The sequence below is a fragment of the Ruegeria sp. N11 genome (assembly GCF_056531525.1).
On record NZ_JBQFLX010000014.1, the window covers coordinates 64,342 to 88,270 of the forward strand.

At 60.0% G+C, this 23,929-nt stretch carries 26 protein-coding genes; 21 read left to right on the forward strand and 5 right to left on the reverse strand.

Annotation, left to right across the window (positions count from 1 at the left end; all coding sequences use genetic code 11):
- The first annotated feature begins 72 nt into the window (after positions 1-72).
- The 12 genes from ffh (at position 73) to trmD (ending at position 7,414) form a co-directional block, all read left to right on the forward strand.
- Positions 73-1,578, forward strand: coding sequence for a signal recognition particle protein (ffh, locus tag ACR0J8_RS15595; RefSeq protein WP_480526205.1), 1,506 nt, complete (start codon positions 73-75; stop codon positions 1,576-1,578).
- Positions 1,575-2,132, forward strand: a complete 558-nt coding sequence (locus ACR0J8_RS15600; protein WP_480526203.1) for a GNAT family N-acetyltransferase — start codon at positions 1,575-1,577, stop codon at positions 2,130-2,132. The genes ffh and ACR0J8_RS15600 overlap by 4 nt, the downstream gene beginning before the upstream one ends.
- Positions 2,129-2,680: a GNAT family N-acetyltransferase gene (locus tag ACR0J8_RS15605; RefSeq protein WP_480526201.1), complete on the forward strand. Its 552-nt coding sequence runs from the start codon at positions 2,129-2,131 to the stop codon at positions 2,678-2,680. Before ACR0J8_RS15600 ends, ACR0J8_RS15605 begins: the two co-directional genes overlap by 4 nt.
- Complete coding sequence (locus ACR0J8_RS15610; RefSeq protein WP_480526199.1) at positions 2,677-3,213, forward strand: GNAT family N-acetyltransferase; 537 nt, start codon at positions 2,677-2,679, stop codon at positions 3,211-3,213. Before ACR0J8_RS15605 ends, ACR0J8_RS15610 begins: the two co-directional genes overlap by 4 nt.
- The gene (locus ACR0J8_RS15615; protein WP_480526197.1) at positions 3,210-3,749 is read left to right on the forward strand and encodes a GNAT family N-acetyltransferase; all 540 of its coding nucleotides are present in this window, start codon (positions 3,210-3,212) and stop codon (positions 3,747-3,749) included. The genes ACR0J8_RS15610 and ACR0J8_RS15615 overlap by 4 nt, the downstream gene beginning before the upstream one ends.
- Complete coding sequence (locus tag ACR0J8_RS15620) at positions 3,746-4,042, forward strand: chorismate mutase (protein WP_039541590.1); 297 nt, start codon at positions 3,746-3,748, stop codon at positions 4,040-4,042. Before ACR0J8_RS15615 ends, ACR0J8_RS15620 begins: the two co-directional genes overlap by 4 nt.
- 65 nt (positions 4,043-4,107) lie before the next feature.
- The gene (gene rpsP / locus ACR0J8_RS15625) at positions 4,108-4,488 is read left to right on the forward strand and encodes a 30S ribosomal protein S16 (protein WP_480526195.1); all 381 of its coding nucleotides are present in this window, start codon (positions 4,108-4,110) and stop codon (positions 4,486-4,488) included.
- 13 nt (positions 4,489-4,501) lie between these two features.
- Positions 4,502-5,137, forward strand: coding sequence for a 5,6-dimethylbenzimidazole synthase (gene bluB, locus ACR0J8_RS15630; RefSeq protein WP_480526193.1), 636 nt, complete (start codon positions 4,502-4,504; stop codon positions 5,135-5,137).
- A 4-nt stretch (positions 5,138-5,141) separates the two neighbouring features.
- Positions 5,142-5,291 carry a hypothetical protein gene (locus ACR0J8_RS15635; RefSeq protein ID WP_170612024.1) on the forward strand — a complete coding sequence of 50 codons (150 nt, stop codon included), beginning with the start codon at positions 5,142-5,144 and terminating at the stop codon, positions 5,289-5,291.
- Positions 5,284-5,787 (forward strand): ribosome maturation factor RimM, encoded by a 504-nt coding sequence (gene rimM, locus ACR0J8_RS15640; protein ID WP_480526191.1) that lies wholly within the window; start codon positions 5,284-5,286, stop codon positions 5,785-5,787. Before ACR0J8_RS15635 ends, rimM begins: the two co-directional genes overlap by 8 nt.
- Positions 5,787-6,602: a hypothetical protein gene (locus ACR0J8_RS15645; RefSeq protein WP_480526189.1), complete on the forward strand. Its 816-nt coding sequence runs from the start codon at positions 5,787-5,789 to the stop codon at positions 6,600-6,602. Before rimM ends, ACR0J8_RS15645 begins: the two co-directional genes overlap by 1 nt.
- Positions 6,599-7,414 carry a tRNA (guanosine(37)-N1)-methyltransferase TrmD gene (gene trmD / locus ACR0J8_RS15650; RefSeq protein ID WP_480891035.1) on the forward strand — a complete coding sequence of 272 codons (816 nt, stop codon included), beginning with the start codon at positions 6,599-6,601 and terminating at the stop codon, positions 7,412-7,414. Before ACR0J8_RS15645 ends, trmD begins: the two co-directional genes overlap by 4 nt.
- 322 nt (positions 7,415-7,736) lie before the next feature.
- On the opposite strand, the gene ACR0J8_RS15655 is transcribed toward trmD, so the two are convergent.
- A complete protein-coding gene (locus ACR0J8_RS15655; RefSeq protein ID WP_480891095.1) occupies positions 7,737-8,687 on the reverse strand; it encodes a GlxA family transcriptional regulator in 951 nt (316 codons plus the stop codon).
- Positions 8,688-8,859: 172 nt separating this feature from the next.
- Between ACR0J8_RS15655 and ACR0J8_RS15660 the strand changes: the two genes are divergently transcribed.
- From ACR0J8_RS15660 to ACR0J8_RS15675, 4 genes are read left to right on the forward strand one after another with little or no spacing between them, the layout of a single operon-like run.
- A complete protein-coding gene (locus ACR0J8_RS15660; RefSeq protein ID WP_170612034.1) occupies positions 8,860-9,570 on the forward strand; it encodes a GntR family transcriptional regulator in 711 nt (236 codons plus the stop codon).
- Positions 9,571-9,577: 7 nt separating this feature from the next.
- A complete protein-coding gene (locus tag ACR0J8_RS15665; RefSeq protein WP_480526183.1) occupies positions 9,578-10,495 on the forward strand; it encodes a dihydrodipicolinate synthase family protein in 918 nt (305 codons plus the stop codon).
- A gap of 3 nt (positions 10,496-10,498) precedes the next feature.
- The gene (locus tag ACR0J8_RS15670) at positions 10,499-11,995 is read left to right on the forward strand and encodes an aldehyde dehydrogenase (protein ID WP_480526181.1); all 1,497 of its coding nucleotides are present in this window, start codon (positions 10,499-10,501) and stop codon (positions 11,993-11,995) included.
- Complete coding sequence (locus ACR0J8_RS15675; RefSeq protein WP_480526179.1) at positions 11,992-13,332, forward strand: NAD(P)/FAD-dependent oxidoreductase; 1,341 nt, start codon at positions 11,992-11,994, stop codon at positions 13,330-13,332. Before ACR0J8_RS15670 ends, ACR0J8_RS15675 begins: the two co-directional genes overlap by 4 nt.
- A gap of 6 nt (positions 13,333-13,338) precedes the next feature.
- Here the strand turns inward: ACR0J8_RS15675 and ACR0J8_RS15680 are convergent, their stop codons facing one another.
- From ACR0J8_RS15680 to ACR0J8_RS15695, 4 genes are all read right to left on the reverse strand, one after another.
- Positions 13,339-14,076: an SDR family NAD(P)-dependent oxidoreductase gene (locus tag ACR0J8_RS15680; RefSeq protein ID WP_480891038.1), complete on the reverse strand. Its 738-nt coding sequence runs from the start codon at positions 14,074-14,076 to the stop codon at positions 13,339-13,341.
- Positions 14,073-14,804 (reverse strand): SDR family NAD(P)-dependent oxidoreductase, encoded by a 732-nt coding sequence (locus ACR0J8_RS15685; RefSeq protein WP_480891044.1) that lies wholly within the window; start codon positions 14,802-14,804, stop codon positions 14,073-14,075. The genes ACR0J8_RS15680 and ACR0J8_RS15685 overlap by 4 nt, the downstream gene beginning before the upstream one ends.
- A 62-nt stretch (positions 14,805-14,866) precedes the next feature.
- Positions 14,867-16,414, reverse strand: coding sequence for a trimethylamine methyltransferase family protein (locus tag ACR0J8_RS15690; protein WP_480891048.1), 1,548 nt, complete (start codon positions 16,412-16,414; stop codon positions 14,867-14,869).
- Positions 16,415-16,568: 154 nt separating this feature from the next.
- Entirely contained in the window at positions 16,569-18,392 is a 1,824-nt protein-coding gene (locus ACR0J8_RS15695; RefSeq protein WP_170681632.1) for a BCCT family transporter, read from the reverse strand.
- Between the two features lie 500 nt (positions 18,393-18,892).
- On the opposite strand from ACR0J8_RS15695, the gene ACR0J8_RS15700 reads away from it, so the two are divergent.
- From ACR0J8_RS15700 to ACR0J8_RS15720, 5 genes are all read left to right on the forward strand, one after another.
- A complete protein-coding gene (locus ACR0J8_RS15700) occupies positions 18,893-19,798 on the forward strand; it encodes a LysR substrate-binding domain-containing protein (RefSeq protein ID WP_480526171.1) in 906 nt (301 codons plus the stop codon).
- Positions 19,799-19,897: 99 nt separating this feature from the next.
- The gene (locus tag ACR0J8_RS15705) at positions 19,898-21,052 is read left to right on the forward strand and encodes an aromatic ring-hydroxylating oxygenase subunit alpha (RefSeq protein WP_170805921.1); all 1,155 of its coding nucleotides are present in this window, start codon (positions 19,898-19,900) and stop codon (positions 21,050-21,052) included.
- 11 nt (positions 21,053-21,063) lie between these two features.
- Positions 21,064-21,324, forward strand: coding sequence for a hypothetical protein (locus ACR0J8_RS15710; RefSeq protein WP_480526169.1), 261 nt, complete (start codon positions 21,064-21,066; stop codon positions 21,322-21,324).
- Positions 21,325-21,455: 131 nt separating this feature from the next.
- On the forward strand, positions 21,456-22,919 hold the full coding sequence (locus ACR0J8_RS15715; RefSeq protein ID WP_480526302.1) for a flavin-containing monooxygenase: 1,464 nt from the start codon (positions 21,456-21,458) through the stop codon (positions 22,917-22,919).
- Positions 22,920-23,900, forward strand: coding sequence for an alpha/beta fold hydrolase (locus ACR0J8_RS15720; protein ID WP_480526167.1), 981 nt, complete (start codon positions 22,920-22,922; stop codon positions 23,898-23,900).
- The last annotated feature ends 29 nt before the right edge of the window (positions 23,901-23,929 follow it).

Sequence of the window (23,929 nt, forward strand, 5' to 3'; positions counted from 1 at the left end):
GCAATTGTGCATTTAACCGGTGCTTCCTACCTTGGAGGTGCCACCAGATAAACGGCATAGGAGGCCGAAGGCATGTTTGAAAATCTATCCGAACGCCTTTCCGGCGTCTTTGACCGGCTGACCAAACAGGGTGCTCTGTCCGAAGAAGACGTCAAAACCGCCCTGCGTGAGGTTCGCGTTGCGCTGCTTGAGGCCGACGTCTCGCTGCCGGTGGCCCGCGAATTCGTCAAGAAGGTGCAGGAACAGGCGACCGGGCAGGCAGTGACCAAGTCGATCACCCCCGGTCAGCAGGTCGTCAAGATCGTGCATGACGCACTGGTCGATACCCTGCGTGGCGAAGAAGACCCCGGCAAGCTGAAGATCGACAACCCACCTGCCCCGATCCTGATGGTCGGTCTGCAGGGCTCGGGTAAAACGACCACCACCGGTAAGCTCGCCAAACGCCTGAAAGAGAAAGAGGGCAAGAAGGTCCTGATGGCCTCGCTGGACGTCTATCGCCCGGCGGCGATGGACCAGCTGGCCGTTCTGGGCACGCAGGTTGGCGTCGATACGCTGCCGATCGTGCCAGGCCAGAAACCTGTCGATATCGCCAAACGCGCCAAGCAGCAGGCAACGCTGGGCGGCTATGATGTCTACATGCTCGACACCGCGGGCCGTCTGCATATCGACGAAGTCCTGATGGACGAGGTCGAGCAGGTCCGCAATGCGGTCGACCCACGCGAGACCCTTCTGGTGGTCGACGGCCTGACCGGTCAGGTCGCCGTCGAGGTGGCAGAAGAATTCGACGCCAAGGTCGGCATCTCGGGCGTGGTCCTGACCCGGATGGACGGTGACGGGCGCGGCGGCGCGGCGCTGTCGATGCGCGCCGTGACCGGCAAGCCGATCCGCTTTGTCGGTCTGGGCGAGAAGATGGATGCGCTCGAAACCTTCGAGCCGGACCGGATCGCCGGTCGTATTCTGGGCATGGGCGACATAGTTGCTCTGGTCGAAAAGGCCCAGGAAACGATGGAGATGGAACAGACCGAGCGCATGATGAAGCGCATGGTCAAAGGTCAGTTCAATATGAACGACCTGAAGATGCAGCTGGAGCAGATGATCCAGATGGGCGGCATGCAGGGCATGATGGGCATGATGCCGGGCATGGGCAAGATGGCCAAGCAGATGGATCAGGCCGGTCTGGACGACAAGATTCTGCGCCAGCAGATCGCCATGATCCAGTCGATGACAAAGCGCGAGCGCGCCAATCCTCAGCTGTTGCAGGCCAGCCGCAAGAAACGGATTGCAGCCGGTTCGGGAATGGAGGTCAGCGACCTCAACAAGCTGCTCAAGATGCATCGGCAGATGTCGGACATGATGAAGAAGATGGGCAAGATGGGCAAAGGCAAGATGCTGAAACAGGCCATGAAAGGCATGTTCGGCAAAGGTGGCCCCTCGCCCGAAGAAATGGCCGCTGGCATGGACCCCAAGGCGCTGGAACAGGCCGCCAAGGCAATGGGCGGCAAGATGCCCGGAATGCCTGGAATGGGTGGCGGCATGGCTCTGCCCCCGGGTCTCAGCGGGTTCGGAAAGAAAAAGTGACGCCAGCACGCTGCACCCAGCCCCCGTCCGGAAAGGCGGCGATGGCAGCAGCGCGGTATCGCGCGGCTCTGCCGGTCCTTGAGACCCGGCGGTTGGTTCTGCGTGCTCCTACCCTGAATGATCTGCCGCTATGGAAAGCGATCTGCAAGGAAAGCTTTGGCGATACCGACCAGGAAGCCTGGACCGAGTTCTCGTACTATTCATCCGGTTGGCTTCTGCATGGCCATGGCCTGTTCACGGCCGCATTGAGAGATCAGGAAGTGGCCATTGGCTTTGTCGTTCTGGGTCTCGAATGGGGCGATCAGGAACCCGAGCTTGGCTATCTGTTTTCAGCCGATCATCGCATGCAGGGCTATGCGACCGAAGCTTGTGCCGCGGTTCGCGATTTCGGCTTTGATCTTCTCGGATCGGGTTGCTTCGTTAGCTATGTGTCGGCATCCAACACCCGATCAAATGCACTTGCCAAACGGCTGGGCGCTGTGCGGGACGTGAATGCAGAGCACGCGTTTGGCGCGGATCAGCATGTCTGGCGTTATGGCGAGGTGCAGGCATGACACTTGCGTTGGCCATACCCACCCTTGAGACTGAGCGCCTGATTATGCGCGCGCCGTCGGAAGCGGATCTTGACGCCGATACAGCGTTCTTCGCCAGCGATGCCGCGAGATATGTCGGCGGTCCGCTGCGCCGGGATGAGACATGGCGTCTGGTTGCCTCGCTTCTGGGCCATTGGGCGTTGCGCGGCTACGGGTACTGGAGTGTCGATGAAAAGGACACCGGCACCTATGTCGGGCGGATCGGTCTTTGGTGTCCGGAAGGCTGGCCCGAGCCCGAGGTCGGCTGGACACTGATGAACCACGCCACCGGCAAGGGCTATGCGACCGAAGCCGCGCTGACCGCACGGGCATATGCCTATGACGTGCTGGGGTGGGAAACGGCGATTTCGCTGATCGATCTGGATAATCACGCCAGCAAGGCGGTGGCCCAACGTCTGGGGGCGCAGTTCGAATATCACTATGACCACCCCAAATTCGGCAAAACCGAAATCTGGCGGCACCCTGCCCCGGCTGATCTGGTGAATGGCGGGATGGAGGCCTACGCATGATAGACCTCTGCATTCCTACCCTGAAAACCGAACGCCTGATCCTGCGCGGACCCGAGGCGCGGGATTTCGACAATGTCGCGGATTTCTTTGCCGACAAGGACCGCAGCTGGGGCTTTGGCGGCCCGCTGGACCGCAATCAGGCGTGGCGCTGGTTTGCCAGCATGATCGGCCATTGGGTTCTGCACGGCTACGGCTTCTGGACCGTTGAAACGCATCACGGCCAGCCAGTGGGCTTTGTCGGACTGTGGTCGCCGGAGGGCTGGCCCGAACCGGAACTGGGCTGGGTCATGTTCGCCGGAAGCGAAGGCAAGGGATTTGCCCGTGAGGCCGCTGAAGAGGTGCGCCTTTATGCCTATGAGGTTCTGGGGTTCGAAACGCTGAGCTCGAACATCTTTCCGGGCAACGAACGCTCGATCGCGCTGGCCGAGCGGCTGGGCGCGCAGTACGAGCGCAGTTTCGAAAACGTCTCGCACGGCACCGAACTGGTGTACCGCCATCCTGGCCCCGACCAGATTTCGGAGGGGCTCGCATGACGACATTCACCATCCCTTCGATTGAAACCGAGCGCCTGATCCTGCGCGCGCCCGAATTGGGTGATCTGCCCGCAATGACCGCATTCTTTGCGACCGAACGCAGCCATATGGTTGGCGGACCCAAGGATGAATTCGCCTGCTGGAGTTCACTGGCAAGCCGGCTGGGACACTGGGCACTGAGAGGCTATGGCCTGTGGCATCTGACCGAAAAGGCCAGTGGCGCCTTCGTGGGATGGGCCGGTATGATTGATGTCCCCGGCTGGGCCGAACCCGAACTGGGTTGGACCCTGATGGCCGAGGCCGAAGGCAAAGGTCTGGGTTATGAGGCTGCGAACGCGGCCCGGGCCTATGCGGCGCGGCACCAGGGCCTGAACGGCGTCATTTCGTACATTGCCCACGCGAACGACCGCTCGCGCGCCCTGGCCGGGCGGCTTGGGGCCACCTACGAGCGCGACGGTGAATTGCTGGGCAAAAAGGCCCAGATCTGGCGCCACCCGCAGATTAACCCAATGACCTCCGAAAGGACCGGCCGATGACCAACCCCGTGACACAGGCTGCTGCGTTGCTGAAGGATCACCGCGAGAGCATCGACCGGCTGGACGCGATCCTTGTCTATACGCTGGGCGAGCGGTTCAAGCACACGCAGGCCGTTGGCAAGCTCAAGGCCGCACACGACCTTCCCCCGTCCGATCCCTCGCGCGAAGCTGCGCAGATCGCACGGTTAGAAGACCTGGCGAAAGAGGCCGATCTGGACCCCGATTTCGCCAAGGCTTTCCTGAACTTCATCATTCAGGAAGTCATCCGACACCATAAGAAACACCAGAACTAAACCGGGATTGCCCGGCTTTCACAAGACACGCCTTTGGCGTGATGCCATTCAAAGGAGATACCACCATGGCAATGAAAATTCGTCTCGCCCGCGGCGGCTCGAAAAAGCGTCCTTTCTACCGCATCGTGGCTGCTGACAGCCGCATGCCCCGCGACGGCCGTTTCATCGAGAAACTGGGCACCTACAACCCGCTGCTGCCGAAAGACAGCGAAGAGCGCGTGAAAATGGACATGGAGCGCATTCAGTACTGGCTGGACCAGGGTGCTCAGCCCACCGACCGTATCGCACGCATGCTGGAAGCAGCCGGCGCACGCGACAAGGCCGAGCGCAACAACCCCAATAAGGGTACCCCGGGCAAGAAAGCCCAGGAGCGCGCGGAAGAGAAAGCTGCAAAGGCTGCTGAAGCCGCTGCCGCACCGGCTGAAGAAGCTGCTGCTGAAGAATAAGCAAGGCGGGCGCGTGCAGGATCAGACCTTCAGTGATGATTTCCGCACGCAGTTCGATCTGCTGATGCGGCTCCGGCGCGATGTGCGCCGGTTCCGCGCCGATGCCGTGAACGAGGCAGTGCTGACGCGCTGCCTCGACACGTTTCGACTGGCCCCATCCGTGGGGCTGAGCGAACCCTGGCGCGTGATCCGCGTCAAAAGCGAAAAAGCCCGCACTGCGGCGCTTGAGAATTTCCAGACCGCGAATGCCGAGGCCCTTGCCGGATACTCCGGCGAGAAGGCGCAGCTTTACAGCAGCCTCAAGTTGTCGGGCATGCGCGAGGCCGCTGTGCAACTGGCTGTCTTCTGCGACGATGCCACGGACAAGGGTCTGGGGCTGGGCGCAGGCACGATGCCCGAGATGCGCCGCTATTCCGTCGTCACCGCGATCACCTTGTTCTGGCTGTCCCTGCGGGCCGAGGGGCTGGGGTTGGGGTGGGTGTCCATTCTGGACCCCGACCGGTTGACGCAGGACCTGAAAGTGCCGGGCAGCTGGCGCCTGATCGGGTATTTTTGCATCGGCTGGCCCGAGGCGTTGTCAGACACGCCGGAACTGGAGCGTGCCGGTTGGGAAAATCGTCAGGACAGTCTGACCGTCGAGGTGCGATAGACTTATGTTTGGGCTGATGCGGCTTCCCATCCTGCTGATGATCGCTTTTATTGTTGGCGTGTTTTTCGAACGCAGCAATCAGCGCGACGCCTGTGCCACGCGCGGAGACTGGCAGGACGGAGTTTGTGTGACGGTGGAAGGGTCCAATGACTGATCTGATCTGTGTAGGCAGTATCGCCGGGTCTTACGGTGTGCGGGGCGAAGTGCGGCTGAAAAGCTACTGCGCGACCCCCGAAGACATCGAATCATATTCCCCGCTGACCGACGAAAGCGGCGCGGAGCGGTATCCGCTTGTGCTGACCCGGACGATCAAGAACGGCTTTGCCGCGCGGCTGGGTGGAATTGAAACCAAGGAGCAGGCGGATGCGATCAAGGGCCTGCGCCTGTTTGCGCGGCGCGACCAGTTGCCCTCGCTGCCGGATGACGAGTTTTATCATACGGACCTGATCGGGCTTGAGGTCTATGACACCGGCGGCACGCTTCTGGGCCGGGTGAAATCGGTGCAGAACCATGGCGCGGCAGACCTGCTGGAACTGCAGGGGCCGGGGATGAACACCACGGTTCTGCTGCCCTTCACGCTTGAGGTCGTGCCGACGGTCGATCTGGATCAGGGTCGTATCATCGCCGACCCGCCGGAGGGTCTACTGTAATGCGGCGGATAATGCTGCATCTGGGTCTGCACAAAACAGGCACCACTGCGGCGCAGTCCTTCCTGTATGAAAACCGCGAGTTGATCTGGCCCCATTTCGCGCTGGTGCTGCCTTACAAGACCCGCAAGACGGGGCTGTCCGGTGCGGCCACGCGTCACTCGGTCTATGGGACAGTGGGAACGCTGGCCGAGTTTGGCGGCCAGATGCGCGAGTTTCTGGATACACTGGAATTCGGAACCAAACGCGGGCTGATCCTGAGCGAAGAGAATTTCAGCGGCCTGCGCCCCAGTCGCAACCTGAGCCAGGGCTACGCTGCGGCCCCGGATCTGGCCGCGTGTATCGTCGACTCGATCCGACAGCGGCTGGTCGGAGAGGATCTGGACATTACGCTCTATCTGTCGCTGCGCCAGCGCGGCGCATGGCTGCGCAGCCTGTGGGCGCATGATTTGCAACGCACGCGGATGGTGCAGGATTTCGAAACCTTCCGTTCCAACCTTGATCAACTGCCCTCGCTTGAAGACACAGTGAACAACATTCGGGACAAGCTGCCATCGGTCACCGTGCAGTCGGAATGGCTGGAAGACATGCTACAGCGCCGTTTTGGCCCCGGTGCGCCATTTGCAGAGTTTCTCAGGTTGTCACGAGACAAAACCGCCCGGATTGTACCGCCGAACAAGGTCAATCCCAGCCTGCCGGAAGACACATTGACCGAGCTTCTGGCGTTGAACCGGTCACGACTGGACGAGGCCGCGCTGACCCGTCAGAAAGCAGCGATCATCGAATCTGTGCAGGATGAGATCTACGGGACCCCATGACTGACAAGCCCAACAAATCCCATGGCCGCAAGGCGATCCGGCCCACGCTGAAACCACGCGAATTGATAACGCCGACACCCGATCTGCATGGCGTGTGGAAAGCCAGGATCATCACGCTGTTCCCGTCGGTCTTCCCCGGCGTGTTGGGCGAAAGCCTGACCGGCAAAGCCCTGCAAGAGGGGTTGTGGCAGTTGGAAACGATCGATCTGCGCCGGTTTGGGGTCGGCAAGCACCGCAATGTCGATGACACGCCGGCCGGCGGCGGGGCCGGAATGGTCCTGCGCCCGGATGTTCTGGGCGAGGCGATTGAACACGCGATGGCGGGCGTTCAAGGCAACTGGCCGCTGATCTACCTCAGTCCGCGCGGCCGGCCGATGAACCAGGCCATGATGCAGTCGCTGGCGCGATGTGACGGCATGACCTTGCTGTGTGGCCGCTTCGAAGGTGTCGATGAACGGGTGCTGGAGCATTACGGCGTTCAGGAGGTTTCGCTTGGTGATTTCGTCATGACCGGGGGCGAGATTGCAGCACAGGCCCTTATTGACGCGACGGTCCGGCTGATCCCGGGCGTGCTGGGCAATCAGGCTTCGACCGAGGATGAGAGTTTTTCGTCGGGGCTGCTGGAACATCCGCAATATACCCGCCCCGCCGAATGGAAGGGGCGGCCGATTCCCGACGTTCTGATGTCCGGGCACCATGGCCGAATCGCTGAATGGCGCCACAGCATGGCCGAAAAGCTGACTCGGGACAGGCGTCCGGATATCTGGGAGAGCTACAGCAAATCCAAGAGCGGCGATTCTGAAGCGGAGTGACCCGTCTCACCCAACTGCTTGCGCGAAACAAAGGCCATTTATTCAATTTCTGACTGCATTTCTTAAGAGGATGCCACAGTTCGAAGAAATACGACAAAAAATTACATAGAACTGACACGATCTGGCAATAGTTGCGCCCCTTTCCTGAGACAAAAACAATCAATCCTGCCTGCCATTTGACCAGTACAGTTTTAACGAGGGGGTAACTGGGCAGGGTCAGGGGGTGAGCGCCTGACCGGTCTGATTGTCATCTGGTCATGAGGCTCCCCCCGCCCAATTATCCTCTCCATTCCGTCCGAGGCGCACCGGCCGTTGTTTGTAATCAGTTGATTTTTGTCTTTTGCATATGCGGGGTTACGCCAAAACTGGATCGGTACACGCGCGAAAAATGCCCGGGGCTTTCGAACCCGCAAGCCAAGGCAACCTCGGTGACCGAGGCCTCGGTCTGAAGCAGCAGGTTCTGGGCCCGTTCCAGACGCAGCTCCATGCAGTACTTCTTGGGGGACGTGTTCAGGTATTTACCAAACAACCGCTCCAACTGGCGTGCGGAAATCCCGATTTCTCCGGCGATTTGCGAGGGCGAAACCGGTGCATCGATGCTGTCGCGCATGATCCGTATTGCCCTGGCCAGATGGGCGTTTCGCATCCCGTTGCGCGACTGGAGCGAGACGCGCTGTCTTGCGGTGGCATTACGCACCGCGTTGTAGACCATCTGATCGGCAACGGCGACTGACAGTTCCCGGCCATGTTCCTTTTCGATCAGGTGCAGCATCAGGTCCGCAGTGGCGGTGCCACCCGATGCCGTGATGTGCTTTTCGTCAGCCGTAAACACGCTGCGCACCAGATTCACCTCGGGAAAGGCTTCCATGAACGCGTCGTGGTATTCCCAGTGAATGGCGGCCTGCATTCCGTCCAGGAATCCGGCCTCGGCCAGCACCCAGGCGCCTGAACACAGCGCGCCGATCCGCGTTCCGCGGGCACGCTCGCGACGCAAAGCAGCCAGCAACGGGCGCGTGACGTGTTTGCGCATGTGAATACCGGATAAGACGAACAACTGATCAGTTTTGGGCAGTTTATCCAGCCCGGAATGGACCAGCGTCACGGACCCATTTGAACAAACGGCCTGTTCGCCATGTTCCGATGCAAAGGACCATTCGTACAGGTCTTTCCCGCTTTCCAGATTGGCGATTCTCAATGGCTCGACGGCACATGAAAACGCCAGATGCGAAAATTCCTCAACCAATATGAAGGTGATGTGCTGCGTCTGCTGCATGTCGGTTTCCGTTTGCTGGGCGTCGGCCTGCGACCCCGTGGCGAAGTTTCGGTGATGCTGCACTATTTTTTACTGTATACAAGTTGTATTTTTATCGAATACAAATCGGCCAGCTACTCGGCGCCCACGCGATTCGCAAGGGTATGCATCGGGGCTTGGCAAAGGATTTGGGATGAAAGAAGACGGCAAATCACGCAAGGCAGACCTGAGGGAGCACCTGAAGGTGTCCATTCTGACCCTGCGCCTGCGTCCCGGTGCCGATCTTGACGAGGCGCATCTGTCGGATGCCTTTGGCCTGTCCCGGACCCCGCTGCGCGAGGTGTTCAGGCAATTGGCGGGCGAAGGGTATTTGGATCTGCGCACCAACCGCAGCGCGCGCGTGTCCGAGATGTCCTATACCACCCTGCGCGACTTCTTTCTGGCCGCGCCGATGGTCTATGGGGCAATTCTGCGTCTGGCGGCCCTGAACGCAACGCCCCGGCAGATCGATGACCTAAAGGTGGCGCAGCAAAAGTTCAAAGAGGCATTGCGGACCGGGTCGCCCGAGGATCGTGCCTTGGCCAACAACCGCTTTCACGAAGTGACCGGCGAGATGTCGGCGAATGTCTATCTGCTGCCGTCGTTCAACCGGCTGCTGATCGATCACGCCCGCATCGGTATGACCTTTTATCGCCCCCAAAGCGTTGAAATGACCGAAAACCTGTCCGAGGCGAGCCGCCAGCATGACGCTATCATCGCCGCCATCGAAGCGCGCGATGAAGTGGCTGCTTCGCAGCTGGCGACCGATCACTGGAACCTGTCGCGCGATCAGATCGAACTGTTTGTGATGCCTGAGGCGCTGAATGTCCCGATGGGTGCCCCGCCCCTGTCGAAACCTGCATGAGGACGGAATGAACCCGATTTTCAGATTTGAGGGGATCTACACCCCTGTCGTAACCCCCTACCACGCAGATGGCCGGGTCAACTGGGACGCCCTGTCCGACGTGATCGAATACCTGATCGCACATGGTGTGCACGGGTTGATCTCGGGCGGCTCGACCGGCGAGAACTATGCGCAGACCGTTGACGAGCGTCTTGAGCTGGCAAAATTCACGCATGAGCAGTTAAAAAGCCGGTTGCCGCTTGTGGTCGGCACCGGTGCGATGCTGACACCGGATTCAATCGCGTTGGCCGCGGGCGCGCGCGAGATTGGCGCAGACGCCATCCTGTTGGCCAGCCCGCCCTATTCGGTACCGACCGACCGCGAAAACGCGCTGAACGCACTGGCCATCGACAAGGCGGCAGACCTGCCGGTGATGCTGTACAACTATCCGCACCGCACCGGCACGATGATGGGCGAAGAGTTCCTCGACCGCGTCGGCCGCAGCCGGAATTTCTGCGGCATCAAGGAAAGCTCGGGCGATATCAACCGGGTCCACCTGCTGGCGCGGGACTATCCGCATATCCAGCTGGGATGCGGCATGGACGATCAGGCGCTCGAGTTTTTTGCCTGGGGCGCACCGTTCTGGGTCTGTGGTGGGTCGAATTTCCTGCCTGCCGAGCATGTGGCGCTCTACAACGCCTGTGTGATCGAAGGCAACTTTGCCAAGGGCCGCCGGATCATGTCCGCGATGATGCCGCTGATGCGAGTGCTGGAACAGGGCGGCAAGTTTATCCAAACCATCAAGCATGGCGTGACCATGAACGGGATCGACGCGGGCGCGATGCGGCCTCCGCTGAAGGGTCTCAACAAGGACGACAAGCGCGCGCTGGAACAGGTGACGCGTGTTCTCAGACAAAAAATCGCAGACATTGTGGCGGAGGGTTAAGGCATGGGATTGCACACTAGGGACGAATACAAATCCATTGCTGCCAATCTGGAGCTGCCGACCGGCGCGTTCATTGATGGCGCATTCCGCCCGGCGATGTCCGGCAAGACGTTTGAGACCGTAAACCCGGCCACCGGCGATAAGCTGACCGATATCGCGGCCTGCGGAACCGAGGATGTGGATTTCGCCGTCGAAAAGGCGCGCGCGGCGTTTGACGATGGGCGCTGGTCGAAACTGCACCCGTCCCAGCGCAAGGACGTGCTGATCCGGCTTTGCAAGCTGATGACGCGCAACGCCCGCGAACTGGCGGTGATGGAGAGCATCGACAGCGGCAAGACCATCTATGACTGCGAAACCGTGGACGTGCCTGAAACCATCCACTGCCTGAAATGGCATGCCGAGGCGATCGACAAGATATACGATCAGGTCAGCCCCGCCAGCGACGATCACATTGCCATGGTCGTGCGTGAACCGATCGGTGTTGTGGGCTTGGTGCTGCCGTGGAACTTCCCGCTGCTGATGTTGGCGTGGAAGATCGGGCCTGCTTTGGCGGCGGGCTGTTCGGTCGTGGTGAAACCGGCGGTAGAAACCACGCTGACCGCGCTGCGCCTGGCCGAACTGGCGATGGAGGCCGGACTGCCACGCGGTGTTCTGAACATCGTTCCGGGTGGCGGCGCCGACGTGGGCGAGCCCATCGGGCGGCATATGGATATCGACATGGTGTCCTTCACCGGCTCCACCGTGACTGGCAAGCGGTTCCTGACCTACTCCGCCGAAAGCAACGCCAAGGAAGTGGTGTTGGAGATGGGCGGCAAAAACCCCGCAATCGTGATGGAGGATGCCGAAAACCTCGACCGCGTGGCGGCGCACGTGGTCAATGGCGCGTTCTGGAATATGGGCGAGAACTGCTCGGCCTCATCACGTCTGATCGTGCACAAGGATGTGAAGGCCGAGCTGCTGGAGCGCATCGCCCATCACGCCAAACAATGGAACATCGGCGACCCGCTGGACCCGGAAACCCGCATGGGTGCGCTGGTCAGCGAAGGCCATTACAACAAGGTTTGCAGCTATCTGGATCAGGCCGATAGCGTCGTGATTGGCGGAAAGGCGGAAAAGGGTTTTGTCGAAGCCACGGTCGTCGAAGTCCCCGGCAACGACGCCACCTTGGCACGGGAAGAAATCTTTGGCCCGGTTCTGTCGGTAATCGAAGTGTCGGGCTTTGATGAGGCCATCAAGATCGCCAACGACACCGATTATGGTTTGTGCGCCTCGATCTTCACGGCCAATGCCAAACGCGCCATTCGTGGCGCGCGGGCAATCCGGGCGGGAACAGTCACGGTGAACAGCTTTGGCGAAGGCGACATCACCACACCATTCGGGGGATACAAGCAGTCGGGCTTTGGTGGCCGCGACAACTCGGTCCATGCACACGACCAGTACACCCAGTTGAAAACAATCTGGATCGATCTGGCCGACGATGCGGACGAGGCAGTGGATTGAGCCGGTACGAAGCAAAACGGCTGCCGCGCCAAACCGGCGCGGCGGGGTGGAATGCCATTCTGCCCGCTCAGACACCGCTTCCTGAGATGCAACAGGACCTGAGCGCCGACATCACCATCGTTGGCGGCGGGTTTGCGGGCCTCAGCACGGCGCGACGCCTGCACCAGCTTGATCCTTCCCTGAAGATTGCCGTGCTTGAGGCCGGGCGGTTCGCGGAAGGGTCAGCCGGGCGGAATTCGGGCTTCATGATCGATTTGCCGCATGATCTGGCCTCGGACAATTACGCGGGCGACGGGCTTGAGGCCGACAGGGCCACCATCGCGCTGAACCGAAAGGCCATCGCTTTTGCGCGGCAGGTGGCCGAGGACTGTGTCCTGTCCGATGAAGTGTTCGATCCCTGCGGCAAATTCAACGCCGCTGCCACCCCGTCAGGCGATCTGCACAACCGCGAATATGCCGCGCATCTGGAACGGCTGGGCGAACCCTGCACCCTTTACGATCAGCAACAGATGCAGGAACTCACGGGCAGTCCACATTACACCTCGGGCCTGTTTGCGCCGGGGACTGTCATGGTCCAGCCCGCAGCCTATATCCGGGCATTGTCAGCACATCTGGCCGGACAAGTTGATGTGTTCGAAAACTCACCGGTTTCAGGCTTCGAAAAACAGGGAAACGGCTGGGTTGTCACGACCCCAAAAGCCCGGGTGACGACCGGACGGATTGTGCTGGCCAACAATGGGCATGTCGAAAGCTTTGGGTTCTACCAAAGTCGGCTGATGCATATTTGCCTTTACGCGTCACTGTCAGCGCCTCTGACCGACGCTCAGATCAAAACGCTGGGTGGGCAATCTCGCTGGTCGGTGACACCGGCAGATCCGATGGGAACATCCGTGCGGCGCATCTCGGGCAGTTATGGCGACCGGATCCTGATCCGGACCTGTTCCAGCTTTCATCCTTCGATCGAGACCACAAACATGCGCCTGCGCAATGCGGGCTGGGTGCATGACCGCAAGTTCCGCGAGAGATTTCCGCATTTGCCGGACGTAAAAATGGAACACCGCTGGGCCGGAATGCTGTGCCTCAGCCGCAATGGCGCGGCCGCTTTTGGCGAACTGGACGACGGGGTTTATTCCGCCTGTTGCCAAAACGGGCTGGGCATTGCCCGCGGGACATTGCAGGGAATGGGCATTGCCGAGCTGATCCTGCAGGGCGGGTCGGACATTGCCAGTCATTTTCTGGCCCAACCGGAGCTTCCGCGCCTGCCGCCCGAACCCTTCGCCTCGCTGGGCGCCAACACCTACCTGATGTGGAAGGAATGGCGGTCAGGCAAGGAATGATCTGCCCTATCCCGGCAGGCTGAGCTTTGCCATGCGTCCGCCGTCGATGGTATAGACCTGTCCGGTGACAAAAGCCGCGTCATCTGATGCCAGAAATGCGACAAGGGCCGCAACCTCTTCCGGTGCTCCGGTTCTGGACACGGGGTGGATGCGCCCGATATTCCGGCGAAATGCTTCGGGATCCGGCATCGAGGCGATGAAATCCTCGTTCAGGTCCGTGTCGATCCAACCCGGCGCGACTGCGTTGCACCGGATGCCCTCGGGCCCGTGATCGACCGCGACCGCGCGGGTCAGCCCGTGCAGTCCGGCCTTGGACGCCCCATAGGCCGCATGTCCGGGGTTGCTGCCCAGACCTTCGATCGAGCCGGTGTTGACGATGTTGCCGTGCGTTTTTCGAAGGTGCGACAAGGCGGCCTTGATCATGTGAAACGGTGCCGTCAGGTTGACCGTCAGGGTCCGCTGCCAGTCGTCCAGGCTCATGTCCTCGACCGAGGCTTCCTGCATCATCCCTGCATTGTTGACCAAAACATCAAGGCGCCCGGCCTTCGCAATCAGTTCATTGATCACCTGCGCCGGGCTGTCAGGTCTGGTGAAATCCGCAGCGATGCCTTCAAATTCTGTGTCCGCCCCACGCTGGGCCGTGAAGACGCGCGCGCCTTCTTGCTGCAGCCTGACCGCGATGGCACGGCCGATACCGCTGCGGCCGCCTGTGACGAGGGCAACCTTGCCTTGGAATCGGTTCATGTGACTGGCTTACCTCCGTTGACCTCAACCAATGTGCCGCAGACATAACGCGCCGCGTCCGAGACAAGAAACAGGACGACATCTGCGATGTCATCAGGCTCGGCAATCCGTCCCAGGGGGACAGTTGCACCCAATTCGGCCACGGCAGTATCCGGATCGAACCCGCGTTTTGCAAAACCGGACCTCAGCATGGGCGTGTTCACTTCATTCGGGCACACCGCGTTGATGCGAATGCCCTGATGCGCGTGGTCCATTCCCATGCACTGCGTCAGCGAGGCGATGGCCGCCTTGGTCATACAATAAACCGCATGGTTTGGCCCCGGCCGCAAGCCCCAGCACGATGCCGTATTGACGATTGCCCCGCCCCCCGATTGGGCCAGGATCGGAATCGCGGCCCGACAGATTCTGAACGGTGCTTCGACATTGACACCCAGGGACAGTGACCAGTCATCATTCGTGGTTTCGGTGACGGTGCCCCGCGTTATCACGCCCGCATTGTTGATCACGATGTCCAGCGCGCCCAGAAGGTCCGCGGCCGCTTGGGGAAGCGCGTCGCTGTACGAAGCGTCCCTGAGATCACCGGGCAGGTGCGCTTCGGCCTCGATCCCGTCAACTGATCTGTCCGCCACGGCAACATGCGCGCCGGCCTGCCGCAATTGGCGGACAATTGCTGCGCCGATCCCTCCGGCAGCGCCAGTAACCAGCGCCTTTCTTCCATTCATTTCCATTTCAATTTCCCGATCAAAAAAAGACCCGCCGATTCCCGGCGGGCCAGTGGGGGGAGAGATGATCAATACGTCTGGTTCAGTTCGTCCGCTGCAGGTATTTCCCGTTCGCGGCGCGCGATGTAATCCAGCAGTTCCTCGTTCTTGGCCAGATCCAGCGTGGGCTCCTGATACTCGGCCAGCAGCTTGCGGGCGTGGTTCAGAGCGCGTTCGGTGATCTCAACCTCGCCCTCAGCCGTCCATTGCTCGATCGAATTGTTGTCGAACATTTCGGGCATGAAGAACGCGGTCTGAAAATTGTCCTGTGTGTGCGGATGACCCAGATAGTGACCGCCCGGCCCCACATCCGGCACCGCGGCAAGAGCCTGATCGAAATCGTGCCATTTCGGACCTTCGGCCATGCGATAGGCCATGGCGCATTGTTCAGCATCCACGATGAACTTGGCGACCGAACAGTGCATCCCGGCCTCGTTCCAGCCTGCCGAGTGCCAGATGTAATTGGCCCCGGCATGGATCACAGCCTGCAGGGTCGTGGCAGATTCGTAACCGGCCTGCGCATCGAAGGTCTTGGCCCCGCCAAGCGTGTTTGAGGTACGCCACGGCACGTCGTAGTACCGCGCCATCTGACCGATCATGAAATTCATCAGACTGATTTCGGGCGTGCCCGCCATCGGTGCGCCGGATTTCATCGACACGGTTGACAGGTAGTGGCCGTAAATCGCGGGCGCGCCCCTGCGGATCACCTGTGTGTAGGCCAGCGCGCTCAGCGCCTCGGCGTTCAGCTGCGCGACGGTTGCGGGTACGCTGGCGGGCGTGTTGGCACCGCCCAACACGAAGGGCGAGCACAGTACCGGCTGCTTGCGGCGGCAGAAGGCACGCATCGCGCCCAGCATGGTTTCGTCCCAGACCAATGGCGAGTTGCCGTTGCAGTTGCCGGTGGTGACGGGGTGATCCTCAAGGAACTCTTCCCCGAACAGGATTGCGCACATGTCCATCACGTCCTCGGCGTTCTTGGGGCTGGTGGTCATGCCCATGAACGTCTTGTCCGAATGTTTCATCGAAGAATAGGTGATGCGCAGGTGGCGCTGACTGATCGGGTGATCGTAGGGTTCCACGATATGATGGGCCGACGAATGCAGCGCCGGCATCATGTGGCTCAGCTTGTGGAACATGGCCAGATCGTCCAGCGTCGGATTGCGGCGCACGTCGTCGAGATCACGCAGGAACGGCGCGCCGGTCATCGGCACGAAGATCGAATGCCGGCCACCCAGCCGCACGTTCTTTTGCGGGTTGCGGGCGTGATAGGTGAAATCCGAAGGGATTGTGGCAATCAGTTCACGAACCAATCCGCGATCCAGATAGACCAGCTCTCCCTCGACCCTGGCACCGGCCTTTTTCCAGTCTTCCAGCGCAATGGGGTCGCGGAACTGCACGCCGACATTTTCCAGAATGTCCATCGAGGCGTTGTCGATGCGCTCAACCTGGGCGCCGTCCATCACCTCGCATAGCGGGATGCCCCGGGTCAGTCCGGGCAACATCTCAAAGTTTGGCGCGGTTCGCTTGGCGCGGCGGGCCGAGCGTCCGCCCGAGCGCGTTGCGGTACGAATGTTCATGGGGCAATCCTCCAATCTTGTTAGACAGAATGGGGGATTCGCAGGTCGCGCACCTCACTGATTCCGAAATCTGTTTGCAGGAACCGACACCGTTTCAAAACCAAAAGCGCCGCCCCTGTCGGGGCGGCGCCTGATCTTGTCTTTCGCTATCCGATTATTCGGCGGCTTGGGTAGAGACACCGTGCTTTTCACGCTGTCCGTCGCGGAACAACGCCTTGCCCAGCGCGATGCACATCAGGCCCATCACCATGGTAAAGGGCAGTGCACCGATAATCATCGCATTGCGCAGCGCATCCATTGGGTTGTTTTCACCCGCAGCGAGGACCAGTGCGCCGATCACGGCCGTCAGGATCACACCCCAGATGATGCGGTGCTTGATACCGGTTTCCTGGCTGCCGCCGGACATGATGGTGTTCATTACCAGAATGCCCGAGTCCGCAGAGGTCACCAGGAAGGTCATGATCAGGATCACGCACATGACGTTCAGCATGGACAGCAGCCCGCCGTCGATCATGTAGGACAGTGTCACGAACAGTTTGTTCGTATTCGACGCCCCGATGATCGCGCCTTCCGCCGCGCCTGCCAGTTCCAGATCGATCGCGGTGCCGCCCAGAACGGTCATCCATGCAAAGCAGACAAGTGCCGGTGCGAAGACGCAACCCAGGATGAACTCGCGCACGCTGCGACCCTTTGAGATGCGCGCCAGGAACAGGCCCACGAAGGGCGAGAACGCGATCCACCAGGCCCAGTAGAATGTGGTCCAGCCTGCCTGCCAGCCGAACTGACGGCCCTGCTCGCCTGCTGCATAAGCCGCGGTCAGGGTGGCTTCGTCCAATTCGGCGGCTGCACCTTCCAGACCGCCCTTGAAGCCGTCAAAGCTGCCCCAGGCATTGGTTGCGCCGCCCATCAGGTCAGCCGCATGCGCCTGCGCCTCGGCGGGCAGAGCTGCTGCAAAAGCTTCGGCCGACAGCGGGCCATAGGCATTAAAGCTGAGCGACAGGAAGTGCAGGATGTAGTCCACCATCGCCGAGCCGTAGGTGGTCATGGCGAAGACAAACGAGCCGAAGACGATGAACGTGCCCAGCAGGATGATCGACAGCACAAGGTTCAGGTTCGACAGGTACTTGACGCCCCGGCCAACACCGGAAACCGCCGAAATGATCGACAGGCCCATGATGACGACCAGGCCCGAAATCAGACCGACTTTGCTGGGGGTCGGCACCTCGCCGCCCATATCCATGATCCACTGCATGCCGGTGATGGCATAAAGACCGTCGATGAACTGGCTGACGCCGTAGCCGATGGTGACCGAGACACCCAGAATAGTCGCCACAACACCCAGAACGTCCACGGTGTGGCCCAGAAACCCGTTCATCAGGCGGCCAAACAGAGGCGTCAGCGCCGAGCGGATCGTCAGGGGCATGTTGCGCGTATAGGCGTAATACGCCAGCGACAGCCCGGTTACCACGTAGATTGCCCAGGCGTGGAAGCCGTAGTGCAGGTATGTGAAGCGATATGCGGATTGCAACGCCTCAGGCGAGTTGCCCTCGACCGCGCCCGAGACCACAACTGGGTTCGAGCCCCATAGGCCCAGAGGTTCGGCGGTGGCAAACACCATCAGGCCAACACCCAGACCCGCGCCGAACATCATCGAGAACCACGAGAAATTCGAGAATTCGGGCTTCTCACCCGGTGTGCCCATGATCCGCCGGCCGGTGGATGGCAGGATCGCAACGATGGCAAGGAAGAAGAAGAACAGCCCGACGATGATAACGTAGAAGCTGTTGAATACTTCAAGCAGCCTGCCGTTCCAGCTGCCGAGCGTGCTGTTCGCATTGGCCGGGAACACCAGCGCCCAAAGTACGAGCGCGACCATGATCCCTTTGCTGATCAGGGCGATCGGGACGCTGTAGTTCTCGTAGAAACCGGCATCCGCCGTTTCTATCTCGAGATCCGTGAACGGTTCGGGTACTGACATATTCTCTCCTCCATGGCGATGTCATTATTTTGGGGGTCTACGTGGTTGCGTATGCGCCTTCGCGCCGACGTCCTGATGTAGCTGACGACCGGGCATGCGGCCGGGGTACACATGAAACCCTTTCAACCCCGGGAAGTGCCAACGCGCGCTCCCATACGCACAGATTTCAGCGCAACCTGGTCCGAAAACACGTGCTGCGCCCTGGCCTTCCAGTTTTTTTTCATACGGGTGACGCCCAGAATTGGCACGGAACCCGAAACTGTCTGCGGACCTGTTCAACGGCGTTTTTTGCAGCCCATTGTACTCGACCCTCATTGGTTCGTCTGCATACAAGGTCGATTTCGGTCGTATTCGGCGTTTACCGACACTATCCGACCCATTGCCGACCCCAGCCGCCATTTGTGACTGACAGATGCATCTATTGTTTAACAAAATCAGTTCTACAACCGAGAAAATTCCATTATTCACTTGAATGATCCTAAACCGAGTACTGATTACGCATGTCCAGACGCCATTATAAACTGCCGCCTTTGACCACCCTTTCCGCCTTCGAGGCAGCAGCACGGCATCTGAGCTTCAAGAACGCCGCCGAGGAATTGTCAGTCACACCCGGCGCAGTCAGCCATCAGATCAAGGCGCTGGAAGGCGATCTGGATACAGCGCTTTTTCAACGCAAGCATCGCGGTGTGGACCTGACCGAGGACGGAAGGGCATTGTACGAGGCATTGTCCACGTCCTTCGGGCGCATCTCAAAAACGCTGGCGACGATCCGCGACCGCACGTCGGGCGGCAAGGTGACCGTCGGATCGACAACGGCCGTCGCCGCATTGTGGCTGTCACCCTCCATCATCCGGTTCTGGCGGGAAACGCCTGAAGTCAATGTCGATCAGATCTCGCAGGATCGTCCTTTCAGGAACCGGCCCGAGATTGATTTCTTCATCCGATACGGCAAGGACAATGACCCTACGCTGTCGCATACCCCGCTGTACCGAGATCAGCTGATCGCGGTCGGCAGCCCGGACACGGCCGAAAGACTTGCGGGGGCGGATTTGGAACAATTGGCCGCCCAGCGGCTTATTCATCTGGATTCAGAGGATCAGACCTGGACGACATGGCCGGACTGGTTTCAAATTCTGGGGTATTCAGGAAACATCCCGGTGGAAACACGCGTCAACAGCTACTCGGTGGCCTTGCAGCTTGCGCGCAAGGGCGCAGGACTGGCGCTTGGATGGCAACGCCTGATCAGGCCTATGTTGCAATCCGGGAAACTGGTTCCGATCGGCCCGCATCGCCTGACGGCCCCCAACCAGTTCTACCTGGTCGGCCGGCCGGAAGAGGAACTGACCGAGAATGCACGCGCGCTCAAGAACTGGATCATTCAGGAAGTGCGTCAGAATTCGGATTAGATCAGGTCAAGCTGTGATGAGGATTTCTGATATTGAAGCGGGGGCAGCGGTTCCGTCAAAACGATTGAAATGCATCCAGCCAAGAGTCAGGAGAGCCCGATGAACAAGCATAGTGTTCTGTCATCCGTTCTGAACGATGTGAATATCGCAAACGGCCTGCCGAACGAACATTATATCGACCCGGTGGTTTTTGCCGAAGAAAAACAGTCGGTCCTGTTTTCGAATTGGTCTGGTATCGGGTTTGGCAAGGACGTCCCCGAGGAAGGAGACGCCAAACCAGTGGACTTTCTGGGTATGCCCCTGTTGATCGTGCGCGACCGCGACGGCGAGATCGGCGTGTTTCAGAACACCTGCCGGCATCGTGGAATGATCCTGGTGGATACGCCCAGAAAAATCGGCGGTGCCATCCGCTGTCCCTATCACAGCTGGTGCTACAGCCTGAAAGGCAAGCTGCATGCGACGCCTCATGTGGGGGGGCCGGGACAGAACAAGCATGAAGATATCGACAAGGACGATCTGGGGCTGGTTCGGATTCGGTCTTACGTCTGGCGTGACGTGATCTTCGTCAATGTCAGCGGCAACGCACCCGATTTCGAAGAGGTTCACGGACCGCTGATGGAACGCTGGGGCGAATTTGAACAGCCTATCTTTCACGGCGGAGAGACATCGTCCTTCAAGCTTGAGGTCAAGTCCAACTGGAAGCTCGCAGTCGAGAACTATTGCGAAAGCTATCATTTGCCGTGGGTGCATCCCGGTCTCAACAGCTATTCCCGTCTGGAAGATCACTATAATATCGAAGCGCGCAACCACTACTCGGGCCAGGGAACGCTGGTTTACCGTCAACTGACAGATCAGGACGGTGCCACGCTGCAGGATTTTGCCGGCCTGAGCGACAAGTGGGATGAGGGCGCGGAATATGTCGCGCTGTATCCCAATGTGCTGTTGGGCGTCCAGCGCGACCACAGCTTTGCCATCGTTCTCGAGCCTGTCGATCAGGAGAACACAGTGGAACATATCGAGCTGTATTACGCCAAGAGCGAAGCCGAAACGCCCGAGCATGACGGGTTGCGCGCCTCGAACGCGCAGCTATGGAAAACCGTTTTTGAAGAGGATGTTTTCGTCGTGGAAGGCATGCAGAAAGGTCGGCACGGCGTTCTGTTTGACGGCGGGCGGTTTTCCCCGGCGATGGATGGACCGACCCATTGCTTCCACCACTGGGTGGCCACGCAGATCGAAAACGGCCGGACAGTCTGAGGAACGGCCGGGTGAAGGATCGGACAGAACAAGATCAACGGGCTACGCTGGATCGGCTGCTGCTGGATGCACATTCCCGAGGCGACCACGTAGACCTTGTCCGCTATTACACACAGGCCGCGGACGAGCGTGAAGCCGTTCGCGACCTGGACGCGGCCTGCTTCTATCTGACCCATGCCTTTGTCTTTGCGCTGGAAGCCGGCGTGCCCGAAGCCGATGTTCTGAACTACCGGCTGTTTGAACACGGGCGCACGGAACGGTTGGAGTTCTGAGCCAACCGTCGACGGTAACGTGCCCCGCCGTTACACTGCCCTAACGTCGCCCTGTTCACACGCGCGATAAAACTTCTATTCTGCCCGGGGCTTCAATCGGACCGTCACCGGAGGGGCAAACGTTGGAAAACGTGACTGACATGCTGATCGTCGGCGCCGGGTTTTCCGGGCTGACCATGGCGCTGGAGGCGCGAAAGCGCGGCGTTGCCGACATCGCCATCCTTGAAAAAGCAGGCGATATCGGCGGGACCTGGCGCGAGAATACTTATCCCGGCGTTGCCTGTGATATCCCCTCGCATCTCTATTCAATGGCTACCCACCCGAACCCGGACTGGAGCCGGGCTTATGCGGGCGGAGCCGAGATTCAGTCCTATCTGCAGAAGATCGCCCGCGCCGAGGGCCTGTACGATCTGTGCCATTTTCACCAAAGCCTGAAATCTGCCAGATGGGACGGCACAAGCTGGCAGGTCGAAACACATGAAGGTCAGCACTGGACCGCAAGCTTTCTGGTCTCGGCAATTGGTGCGCTGCATGTGCCGAACATTCCGGATATCCCCGGCGCCGAGAGCTTTCCCGGCCCTTGCTTTCATTCCGCCGAATGGGAACACGACGTCCCATTGGCCGGCAAACGCGTCGCGGTTGTGGGCACTGGCGCATCCGCGGTTCAGTTCGTGCCCGAAGTCGCCAAATCCGCGGCGGACGTCACCGTTTTCCAGCGCAGCCCGCCTTATGTCCTGCCGCGCCCTGACGGCCCGATTGCACCATGGGTACGTCGCCTCTACCGTCACGTCCCCCTGCTGCCACGCCTGCGGCGCAAGCTGATCTACATGATTTTTGAGTACCGCCACAAAGTATTTCGCGGCGAGGCGCGCATGGTGAATTTCGCAATGAAAATGTGGCGTAAATCACTGACTGGCGCGATCCCGGATCCTACCAAGCAGAAGATGCTGACGCCCGGTTATCGGATCGGGTGCAAACGTATCCTGAGCTCGAACGACTGGTACCCGGCACTGGCCCGCGACAACGTCCACCTGGTTCCGCAAGGGGTGGCATCCATTGAGTCCGACCAGATCATCGCAACAGATGGCAGCACGGTTCAGGCTGACGTTCTAATCTGGGGGACCGGCTTTCACGTCACGGATGTGGTGCAACGACTGGACATCTCGGGCGTCAACGAAATTACACTGCACAAAGCTTGGGGCGACGGAATGCAGGCCAATCTGGGCACCGCGATCGCCGGTTTCCCGAACTTCTTCATATTGCTGGGGCCGCATACCGGGCTGGGGCACAACTCGGTTGTTCTGATGATTGAAGCCCAAGTGAAACACATTGGCCGCGTTCTGGCGCAGATGAAGAAAAAAGGGCTGAAGGTCATCATGCCGGATGCCGCGAAACAGGATGAGTTCACACGCGAGATGCGCGAACGGCACACCGACAGCGTCTGGCAGACTGGCGGCTGCACATCGTGGTATCAGGATGCGCAAGGGCGCAACACCACGCTGTGGCCCGGCACCGTGGCGGAGTACGAAAAGAGGATGGCGCAGGCGGGTTTGGAACAATACCGTCCAGTGCCCACGCCGAATGGAGAATTGTAGATGACGACTATCCTGATCTTGCTGGGCGCACTGGGCCTCTTTCTGCTGGCCATGAACCTTTGGACGCGGCGGCTGACCAAAAAGGGGTTCGAAAGGGTGCCTCAACCGGGTCAGGTGGTCGCGGTTGATGGCGGCAGCATCCACTATGTCGAGCGTGGAGATCCCACCAACCAGACCATCGTGATGATCCACGGTCTGTCGGGGCAGCTACAGCATTACACCTATGCGCTGATGGACGAATTGACGGACGATTTCCACGTCATTGCCCTTGATCGCCCCGGCTGCGGGTATTCTACCCGGGACGACCCGTCGTTGGGCACCCTTCCGGAGCAGGCCCGGATGATACAGGAGTTTCTGGACCAAAAATCGGTCACCGACGTCATTCTGGTCGGGCATTCTCTGGGCGGGGCGGTGTCGCTGGCGATGGCCCTTGAATATCCCGACCGGATTGCGGGGCTCGCGTTGCTGGCCCCGCTGACACAGCAAATGCCCGCGCCGCCACAGGTTTTCAAACCGCTGGAAATCCGGACTGCCTGGTTACGCAACCTGATCGGCAATACGATCGCCGTGCCGCTGGCGGCAAAGACAGCGCCCCATGTTCTGAGCGCCGTTTTTGAGCCCGAGCCCGCCCCGGCGGATTTCCTGGACCGGGCGGGGGGTGCCCTGGGGCTGCGCCCATCGGCCTTCATCACAGCCTCGCAGGACGTGGTTGGCGTGGATACCAGCATCGAAGACCAATGCCGCCGCTACCCTGAATTACAAGTGCCGGGCGGTATTCTTTATGGCACTCAGGACGCCATCCTCTCAGCCGCGCAGCACGGCCCTCCGATGACAGAATTCGGCCTGACCTACGAGGAAACTGGCAAGCACGGCCATATGATCCTCATCACCATCCCGGAAATTTGCGCATCGTTCATCCGAAAGATTGCCGATAATTGCCGCTCATCCCGATTGGAATCGGCAGGTCAGCCCAAAGAGTGAAAGATTCCGCCACGGACCGCCATTTCCCT

Excerpts from the sequence above, each read along its gene's own strand:
- ACR0J8_RS15665 (WP_480526183.1), top strand. The coding sequence starts at position 9,578 with ATGAACCCGATTTTCAGATTTGAGGGGATCTACACCCCTGTCGTAACC.
- trmD (WP_480891035.1), top strand. The coding sequence starts at position 6,599 with ATGACTGACAAGCCCAACAAATCCCATGGCCGCAAGGCGATCCGGCCC.
- ACR0J8_RS15605 (WP_480526201.1), top strand. The coding sequence starts at position 2,129 with ATGACACTTGCGTTGGCCATACCCACCCTTGAGACTGAGCGCCTGATT.
- ACR0J8_RS15610 (WP_480526199.1), top strand. The coding sequence starts at position 2,677 with ATGATAGACCTCTGCATTCCTACCCTGAAAACCGAACGCCTGATCCTG.
- ACR0J8_RS15695 (WP_170681632.1), bottom strand. The coding sequence starts at position 18,392 with ATGTCAGTACCCGAACCGTTCACGGATCTCGAGATAGAAACGGCGGAT.
- ACR0J8_RS15615 (WP_480526197.1), top strand. The coding sequence starts at position 3,210 with ATGACGACATTCACCATCCCTTCGATTGAAACCGAGCGCCTGATCCTG.
- ACR0J8_RS15680 (WP_480891038.1), bottom strand. The coding sequence starts at position 14,076 with ATGAACCGATTCCAAGGCAAGGTTGCCCTCGTCACAGGCGGCCGCAGC.
- ffh (WP_480526205.1), top strand. The coding sequence starts at position 73 with ATGTTTGAAAATCTATCCGAACGCCTTTCCGGCGTCTTTGACCGGCTG.
- ACR0J8_RS15685 (WP_480891044.1), bottom strand. The coding sequence starts at position 14,804 with ATGGAAATGAATGGAAGAAAGGCGCTGGTTACTGGCGCTGCCGGAGGG.
- rimM (WP_480526191.1), top strand. The coding sequence starts at position 5,284 with ATGACTGATCTGATCTGTGTAGGCAGTATCGCCGGGTCTTACGGTGTG.
- ACR0J8_RS15705 (WP_170805921.1), top strand. The coding sequence starts at position 19,898 with ATGAACAAGCATAGTGTTCTGTCATCCGTTCTGAACGATGTGAATATC.
- ACR0J8_RS15690 (WP_480891048.1), bottom strand. The coding sequence starts at position 16,414 with ATGAACATTCGTACCGCAACGCGCTCGGGCGGACGCTCGGCCCGCCGC.
- ACR0J8_RS15620 (WP_039541590.1), top strand. The coding sequence starts at position 3,746 with ATGACCAACCCCGTGACACAGGCTGCTGCGTTGCTGAAGGATCACCGC.
- ACR0J8_RS15700 (WP_480526171.1), top strand. The coding sequence starts at position 18,893 with ATGTCCAGACGCCATTATAAACTGCCGCCTTTGACCACCCTTTCCGCC.
- rpsP (WP_480526195.1), top strand. The coding sequence starts at position 4,108 with ATGGCAATGAAAATTCGTCTCGCCCGCGGCGGCTCGAAAAAGCGTCCT.
- ACR0J8_RS15660 (WP_170612034.1), top strand. The coding sequence starts at position 8,860 with ATGAAAGAAGACGGCAAATCACGCAAGGCAGACCTGAGGGAGCACCTG.
- ACR0J8_RS15720 (WP_480526167.1), top strand. The coding sequence starts at position 22,920 with ATGACGACTATCCTGATCTTGCTGGGCGCACTGGGCCTCTTTCTGCTG.
- ACR0J8_RS15635 (WP_170612024.1), top strand. The coding sequence starts at position 5,142 with ATGTTTGGGCTGATGCGGCTTCCCATCCTGCTGATGATCGCTTTTATT.
- ACR0J8_RS15670 (WP_480526181.1), top strand. The coding sequence starts at position 10,499 with ATGGGATTGCACACTAGGGACGAATACAAATCCATTGCTGCCAATCTG.
- ACR0J8_RS15645 (WP_480526189.1), top strand. The coding sequence starts at position 5,787 with ATGCGGCGGATAATGCTGCATCTGGGTCTGCACAAAACAGGCACCACT.
- ACR0J8_RS15655 (WP_480891095.1), bottom strand. The coding sequence starts at position 8,687 with ATGCAGCAGACGCAGCACATCACCTTCATATTGGTTGAGGAATTTTCG.